We start from the raw sequence: 7,812 nt of genomic DNA, 5'->3' as shown, positions 1-7,812 counted from the left end.
GCCACCGTGCGCAGCTGCACCTCGACCGGCACCGCCACGACGCGGTCGGAGAGGAAGACCGGGATCTCGACGATCAGGTGCAGGCTGCGGTAGCCGTTGGGCTTCGGCTCGGCGATGTAGTCCTTGGTGACCACCAGGTTGATGTCCGGCTGGCGGGTCAGCATGTCGGCGACCGTGTAGACGTCGGAGACGAAGCTGCACACGATGCGGATGCCGGCGATGTCGCGGATCCGGGCCCGGACGTCGTCGTAGGTCAGCGGGCAGCCGATGCGCTGCGCCTTGGCCGCGATGCTGGACGCCGTCTTGAGCCGCGGGCTGACGTGCTCGATGGGGTTGCCGCGGCCCTTGTGGGCGAGTTCCTCCGCCAGGATCGTGATCTTCGTCTGGATCTCCGCGAGCCCGAACTTGTAGACCATCATGACCCGAGCGGACTACATCGACCACCAGCGCCCGGCTGCCGGGCCCGGCAGCGGGCGTTTCACGACGTGCCATGGCATGTACGGTAACGGCTGTGACGCAGGCACAGCGGCGGGTAGGGCTGGTGCTCGCCCGCGCCACGCGGGTCCTGGGCGAGGAGCCCTACTACCACGAGTTCCTCGAGGGGCTGGAGCGCGTGCTCACCCCGGCCGGGGTGTCGGTGCTGGTCAAGGTGGTCACCGACCGAGCGGCCGAGAGCGACACGTACGAGCGGTGGGCCGGCCTGCGCCGCGTCGACGGCGTGGTCCTGGTCGACCTCGCGCCGGACGACGACCGGGTGGCCCTGGTGCATCGGCTGGGCCTGCCCGCGGTGGTGCTCGGCGCCCCCTCGACCGCCTCGGGGCTGCCGACGGTGTGGACCGACGACGAGGGCTCCGCCCGGGAGGCCGTCCGCTTCCTTTCCGATCGCGGGCACGAGGTCGTCGGGCACGTCAGCGGTCCCGGGCGGTTCGCGCACACCCAGCTGCGCCGCGCCGGTGCGGACGCGGAGGCCGCCGAGCGCGGCGTGCGCCTGGTGCGGGCCGAGGGCGACTATTCGTACGAGTCGGGGCGCGCCGCCGTCGCGAGCCTGCTCCCCGCGCGGCCCACCGCCCTGGTGTGTGACAACGACGTCATGGCGCTGGCGGCCCTGGACCTGCTCCGGGAGCACGACCTCAAGGTCCCGGCCGACGTGTCCGTGGTCGCCTGGGACGACTCGGCCCAGTGCCAGCTGGCCGCGCCGGCCCTGTCCGCGATGAGCCACGACATCGGCCGGATCGGCGAACTCGCCGCGAAAGCCCTGCTCGACGCGCTGGCCGGAGCCGGTCCCGCCGTCTACGAGGCGCCCGCCGCGCACCTGGTCGCCCGGGAGACGACCCGGTGACGCGCACGTCTCCGACTACATAAATTAATAATCTAACGTTGACACGGCGGTAACCCGAGCCCCATGCTGGGCGCGCATCCCATCGACGAATACCAACGGGTGGACGCCATGATCAGAAGAAGACAGCTGCTCGGGGCCGGTCTCGCGCTCGCCGTCGTCACCGTCACGCCCGGCTGCACGGGCGGCGCGAGCGACGAGCCCGACGGCGGCGACGACGACTTCGGCGGCGAGGTGACGGGTTCGATCACCGTGCTCACCAACCGGACCGACCTGACCGAGACCGCCCTCCCCGCGTACGCGAAGGCGTTCGAGGCCGGGCACCCCGGCACCAAGGTCGGGTTCGAGGCCGTCACCAACTACGAGGGCGACGTCACGACCCAGCTCAGCTCCGGCGACTACGGCGACGTGCTGCTGATCCCGAACACGGTCGCCGTCGACCAGTTGCCGCAGTTCTTCGCGCCGCTCGGCGACCTGGCGGACCTCAAGGCGAAATACCGGTTCACGGACGAGAAGGCGTACGACGGAAAGGTCTACGGCCTCTCGCTCGGCGGCGTCGCCAACGGGCTCGTCGTCAACAAGCGGATCTGGGCGCAGGCCGGCGTCACCGCTCCCCCGAGGACGCCCGAGGAATTCCCGGCCGGCCTCCGGGCGGTCAAGGACAGGACCCAGGCAGTGCCGTTCTACACCAACTACAAGGACGGCTGGCCGCTCAGCTTCTTCAACAGCCAGCGGGCCATCGTGGCGGATCCCGCGATCAACGAGAAGTTTCCCGCCGATCCGGCGCCGTGGCAGCCCGGCAAGGTGCTGTACATCGCCGACGGCCTGCTCTTCGACATCGTGCACGCCGGGCTCAGCGAGAAGGATCCGCTCACGACCAACTGGGAGGGGTCCAAGCCGATGATCGCCACCGGCAAGGTCGCCACCATGCTGCTCGGTTCGTGGGCCGTGCCGCAGATGCGCGACGCCGCGAAGGCCGCCGGGGCGGATCCCGAGGACATCGTGTTCTGGCCGTTCCCCCATCAGGCCGGCGGGAAGTTCCACTCCCGCATCGAGGGCGACTACAAGGCCGGGATCAGCCGCAATTCCGCCAACAAGCCGGCGGCCAAGGCGTGGCTCGACTGGTTCGTCACCGAGTCCGGATTCGCGAACGACCAGCAGTCCGTTCCGCCCACCGTCACAGGGGAACTGCCGGCCGTCCTCCGGCAGTTCCAGGAAACCGGGGTAGAGCTCGTCGAGCTGCCCGCGGCCACCACGAACGCGGGCAAGGAGGACGAGATCATCAAGGAGTCCGAGATCGATCTCGCCGGGAACATCTATCGGCAGAAGCTCGTCGACATCGCCCGCGGCGCCGCGAAAGGGACCAAGGAGTCCTACTTCGCCGACTTGAACAAGCGCTGGGGCGCCGCGCAGTCGCGGGTCATGTGATGTCCCTGCGCTCCCTCCGTCCCTGGTTCTACCTGGCGCCGGCGCTCGCTCTGCTGATCACGTTCACCTATGTGCCCGTCGGCAACATGGTCTGGTACAGCTTCCACAAGTGGGACGGCCTCGACCCCACCATGGACCCGGCGGGATGGGACAACTACGTCCGCGTCTTCACCGACGAGCGGTACTGGCGGGTCTTCCTGGTCAGCCTCTACTACTTCGTGGCGTCCTTCGCCCAGATCGCGATCGCGCTCTATTTCGCCGTCGTGCTGTCCTTCAGCACCCGCTTCCGCGCCCTGTTCAAGGGCATTCTGTTCTTCCCGTACCTGCTGAACGGCGTCGCCGTCGGATTCGTCTTCCTCTACCTCTTCCAGCCCGGCGGCACGCTCGACAGCGTCCTGCGACTCCTCGGCCTGGGCGACCACAGCACCCTGTGGCTCGGCGATCCCGGCGTCGCGAACTTCTCGCTCGCCGGCACGTCGGTGTGGCGCTTCACGGGGCTGAGCTTCGTGCTCTTCCTCGGCGCCATCCAGTCCATTCCGGCCGAGATCTACGAGGCCGCGGACCTCGACGGCGCGAACCGGTGGCATCAGTTCCGCTGGATCATCGCGCCGGGCATCCGCCGCATCATCAGCCTGTCGTTCATTCTCGCGATCTCGGGCAGCCTGGCCGTCTTCGAGATCCCGTTCCTGATGACCGGCGGCGCCAACGGCACGCGCACCTTTGTCATCCAGGCGTACGAGACGGCCTTCCAGTTCCGGCAGATCGGCCTCGCCTCCGCGATGGCCGTCGTGCTGCTGGCCGTCGTGCTGCTGCTCACCTGGATCCAGCGCCGGGTGCTGCCCGACGACGAGGTGACGCTGACGTGATCCGGGCCGGCAAATACGCCTCGCTCGTGCTCGCCTCGCTGATCGTGCTCGTGCCGCTGGTCGTGGTGTTGTTCGCGGCCTTCAAGACGCACGCCGAATACGGCACGACCGGCCCGCTGACGCCGCCGCGCGACTGGCTGAACTTCGACAACTTCGTGACCGCGTGGAACGCCGGGCACATGCTCCGGGGCTTCTGGAACACGACGGTCATCCTCGTCGTCTCGCTGACCGGCACCGTGCTGGTCGGCACGCTGGCCGCGTACGCGATCAGCCGCTTCTCCTTCGCCCTGAAACGCCTCGTCCTCGGCCTCTTCCTGGTGGCGGCGCTGGTGCCCGGGGTGACCACCCAGGTCGCGACCTATCAGATCGTCAAGTCGATGGGCCTGGTGAACACCCCGTGGTCGGCGATCGTGCTGTTCCTCGGCACCGACATCGTCTCGATCTACATCTTCATCCAGTTCATGGACTCGATCCCGCGCAGCCTCGACCAGGCCGCCCTCATCGACGGCGCGAACCGCTTCACCGTCTACCGGCGCATCATCCTGCCGCTGATGCGTCCCGCGATCGCCACCGTGGTCATCATCAAGGGCATCGCGATCTACAACGAGTTCTACATCCCGTTCCTCTATCTGCGCTCGCCGGACCTGAACGTCATCTCCACGGCGCTGTTCCGGTTCAAGGGCCCCTACGGCGCGCAGTGGGAGACGATCGCGGCCTGCACGATGATCGTCATCCTGCCCACCGTGGTGATCTTCCTGCTGCTGCAGCGGTTCATCTACAACGGCATCACCGCCGGTGCCACGAAATGAGGTACTCCGTGATCGACCTTTCCGGCGCCTGGACGCTGACCTCCGGCTCTGAGAAGCTGCCCGCGACCGTGCCCGGTTGTGTCCACACCGATCTCCTGGACGCCGGCCGGCTCGTGGACCCCTTCCTCGGCGAGAACGAGAAGGCCGTCGCCTGGGTGGGCCGCCGCGACTGGACCTACGAACGGGAGATCGCCTGGGAAGGGCCGCGACCCGAGCGGATCGAACTCGTCTTCGAGGGGCTCGACACCGTCGCGGACATCTCGCTCGGCGACGTGCGACTCGGGTCCACGCGGAACATGCACCGCAGCTATCGCTTCGACGTGACCTCCCTGATCACCGAGGAACCGCAGCTGCTGACGGTGCGTTTCACGTCGGCCTACACCGAGGCGGAGCGGGTGCGGGCGGAGCTCGGGGACCGGCCCAACGCGTACCCCGAGCCGTTCAACTTCATCCGGAAGATGGCGTGCAGCTTCGGCTGGGACTGGGGGCCCACGCTCGTGACCGCCGGCATCTGGCGGCCGGTGCGGCTCGAGGGCTGGAACACGGCGCGCCTGCGGAGTGTGCGGGCGCTCACGACGTACCGGGACGGGGTGGGTCTGGTCGATGTGGACGTCGAGCTGGACCGGACCGACGAGCGTGAGCTGCGGGTCCAGGTCCTGCTGGACGGGCGCGAGATCGGCGCCGAGGTGCCGGGGATCGAGCCGTGGCACCCGCGGGCGCCGAGGCTCTACGACATCGCTGTCGTGCTGCTCGACGGGGACACCGAGCTGGACCGCTGGGAGCGCCGCGCCGGCTTCCGGAGCGTCGGGATCGACACGTCGGACGGCGCCTTCCTCTTCCGCGTCAACGGCGAGCCGGTGCTGGTCAAGGGCGTGAACTGGATCCCGGACGACATCTTCCCGTCCCGGATGACGCGGGCGCGATATGCCGAACGGCTCGGGGCGGCGGCAGCGGCGGGCGTCAATCTCATCCGCGTGTGGGGCGGCGGGATCTACGAGAGCCGCGACTTCTACGAGGTGTGCGACGAGCTCGGGCTGATGGTGTGGCAGGACTTCCTCTTCGCGTGCGCCTGCTATCCGGAGGAGGAGCCGATCCGCTCGGAGGTGATCGCGGAGGCGCGGGAGAACGTCGTGCGCCTGTCGTCCCACCCGAGCCTGGTCGCGTGGAACGGGAACAACGAGAATCTGTGGCTCTATCGCGCGAGCGGCTGGGACGAGCAGCCCGGCGGATCCCTCAGCTGGGGTGAGGACTACTACCTGTCCCTGCTGCCGGCGATCGTGGCCGAACTCGACCCGTCGCGCCCCTACATGGCCGGCAGCCCGTGGTCGGGGTCCTGGGAGCACGAGCCCAATTCGCCGGAGCACGGGACCTTCCATTCCTGGGAGGTCTGGAACCGCCAGGACTATCGGCATTATCGCGATTCCACGCCGCGGTTCGTGGCGGAATTCGGCTGGCAGGCGCCGCCCGCGTGGCGCACGCTGCGGGATGCGGTCGCCGACGAGCCGCTGCTGCCCGACTCCCCCGGCGTGCTGCACCACCAGAAGGCCGAGGACGGCAACGGCAAGCTGGCCCGGGGGCTGGCCGCGCACTTCCCGGCGCCGCGCAGCACCGAGGCGTGGCACTACCTGACCCAGCTCAACCAGGTACGCGCGGTGCGCACCGGCATCGAGCACTGGCGCTCGCACTGGCCGCACACCGCCGGGACCGTCCTGTGGCAGCTCAACGACCTGTGGCCGGTGACCTCCTGGGCCGCGATCGACGGCGCCGGCCGCCGCAAGCCGCTGTACTTCGCCCTCCGCGACCTGTATCAACCGCGGCTCCTGTCGGTCCAGCCCCGCGACGGCGGCCTGGTCGTCGCCGTGATGAACGACTCGCCGGAGGCGTGGACGACCCCGGAGATCTCCGTCCCGCCGCGGTCGGTGGGATTCCTCCCGGTGGACGCAGCGGACGTCGTCGCGGTGGAGCTGGACGGCCTGCGCGCGCTCTGGTTCGCCGACGACTACTCGCTGGACGATCCCCAGCTGACAGTGACGGCCGACGTCGTCCCCGGCGGCCTCGACGTGCACGTGCACGCCGCCGGGCTGGCCCGCGACATCCTGCTGCAACCCGATCGCATCCACCCCGCCGCCACGGTGGACCAGGGCTTCGTCACCCTGCTGCCCGGCGAGAGCACCACCCTGTGTGTACGAGCACCGGTCCCCCTTGACGCCGGTGTCGTCAAAGCGCCGTGGGTCCTCACCGATCTCGCATCGGTCCTGCGGTCCTGAGAAAGGACGTTCCCCGTGAGAATCCCCCGTCCCGTCTGGGCCGTCGGCGCCGCGTTGGCGCTGCTCGGCGCGGGCACCCTGCACTACGCTTCGGACGCCTCGGCGTTCGAGGCCACGCCGAGGTCGGCCGTGCTCGCCTACCTGCGGTCGATCACCGGCACGTCGATCGTCTCCGGCCAGCACAACAAGGAGCCCGCGAGCTCCCCCGGCCAGTACACCCAGCAGGTCCACGACGTCACCGGCCAGTGGCCCGGCCTGTGGGGCGGCGACCTGATGTTCCGCGCCGACGACGTCGCCAACCGGCAGCGCGTCGTCGACCAGGCGAAGACCGAGTGGGCCAACGGGTCACTGGTCGCCCTCACCTGGCACGCCTGCTCCCCCACGGTCGGGCGCACCTGCGAGTTCGAGGGCGGCGTGAAGACCCGCATCACGGACAGCCAGTTCCAGCAGATCGTCACCGGCGGCACCGCGCTCAACCAGACCTGGCGCAGCCGGATGGCCGAGGTGGTCCCGTACCTGAAGCAGCTGAAGGACGCCGGGGTGCCGGTGCTGTGGCGGCCCTTCCACGAGATGAACGAGACGTGGAACTGGTGGGGCGGCCGCCCGGGCGCCAACGGCGGGGCCAAGATCTTCCAGCAGATGAAGGACTACTTCGACAGCCAGGGCCTGGACAACCTGATCTGGGTCTGGAACGTCCAGGACAACCCGGCCGGCGGCTGGTCCTCCTACTACCCGGGCAGCGGCTACGCCGACGTGGTCTCGCTGGACGCCTGGTACAAGAGCTACCCGTCGGCCGCCGACTACCAGCAGATCCAGTCGATCGCGGCCGGCAAGCCGATCGCGATCGCCGAGCTGGGCAAGGCACCGAACGACAGCCTGTTGACCAGCCAGCCCCGGTGGGCGTACTTCATGATCTGGTCCGAGCAGCTCCGGAGCACCAACACCAACGCCGAGATCCAGGCGGCCTACTTCCACCCCCGCGTCCTCAACCAGGGCGAGGTCACCCTTCGACAGTGACGCGTACGGTCTCCAGCTTCTTGTCCGCGGGGTCGGGCAGCACCATGCCCGCCGCCAGGCCGCTGCGCAGGTAGTCGAGGATGTCCGCG

At 69.1% G+C, this 7,812-nt stretch carries 7 protein-coding genes; 6 read left to right on the top strand and 1 reads right to left on the bottom strand.

Translation table 11 applies throughout. From position 1 onward, the window contains the following. The coding region (locus RBH18_RS41880; protein WP_372339071.1) for a GTP pyrophosphokinase at nucleotides 1-419 on the bottom strand (419 nt) is incomplete at its 3' end. A 92-nt stretch (nucleotides 420-511) separates the two neighbouring features. On the opposite strand from RBH18_RS41880, the gene RBH18_RS41875 reads away from it, so the two are divergent. The 6 genes from RBH18_RS41875 (at nucleotide 512) to RBH18_RS41850 (ending at nucleotide 7,723) form a co-directional block, all read left to right on the top strand. Then, nucleotides 512-1,339, top strand: a complete 828-nt coding sequence (locus tag RBH18_RS41875) for a LacI family DNA-binding transcriptional regulator (protein WP_306216075.1) — start codon at nucleotides 512-514, stop codon at nucleotides 1,337-1,339. Nucleotides 1,340-1,447: 108 nt separating this feature from the next. Then, on the top strand, nucleotides 1,448-2,764 hold the full coding sequence (locus tag RBH18_RS41870) for an ABC transporter substrate-binding protein (protein WP_306216074.1): 1,317 nt from the start codon (nucleotides 1,448-1,450) through the stop codon (nucleotides 2,762-2,764). Then, nucleotides 2,764-3,630: a carbohydrate ABC transporter permease gene (locus RBH18_RS41865; RefSeq protein ID WP_306216073.1), complete on the top strand. Its 867-nt coding sequence runs from the start codon at nucleotides 2,764-2,766 to the stop codon at nucleotides 3,628-3,630. Before RBH18_RS41870 ends, RBH18_RS41865 begins: the two co-directional genes overlap by 1 nt. After that, complete coding sequence (locus RBH18_RS41860; RefSeq protein ID WP_306216072.1) at nucleotides 3,627-4,439, top strand: carbohydrate ABC transporter permease; 813 nt, start codon at nucleotides 3,627-3,629, stop codon at nucleotides 4,437-4,439. The genes RBH18_RS41865 and RBH18_RS41860 overlap by 4 nt, the downstream gene beginning before the upstream one ends. Nucleotides 4,440-4,447: 8 nt before the next feature. Then, nucleotides 4,448-6,706, top strand: coding sequence for a glycoside hydrolase family 2 protein (locus RBH18_RS41855; protein WP_306216071.1), 2,259 nt, complete (start codon nucleotides 4,448-4,450; stop codon nucleotides 6,704-6,706). A 15-nt stretch (nucleotides 6,707-6,721) separates the two neighbouring features. Beyond that, a complete protein-coding gene (locus RBH18_RS41850; RefSeq protein WP_306216070.1) occupies nucleotides 6,722-7,723 on the top strand; it encodes a glycosyl hydrolase in 1,002 nt (333 codons plus the stop codon). The last annotated feature ends 89 nt before the right edge of the window (nucleotides 7,724-7,812 follow it).

This window comes from Actinoplanes oryzae, assembly GCF_030757795.1.
Taxonomy (GTDB): Bacteria; Actinomycetota; Actinomycetes; order Mycobacteriales; family Micromonosporaceae; genus Actinoplanes.
This window is presented reverse-complemented; position numbering and strand designations above follow the sequence as displayed.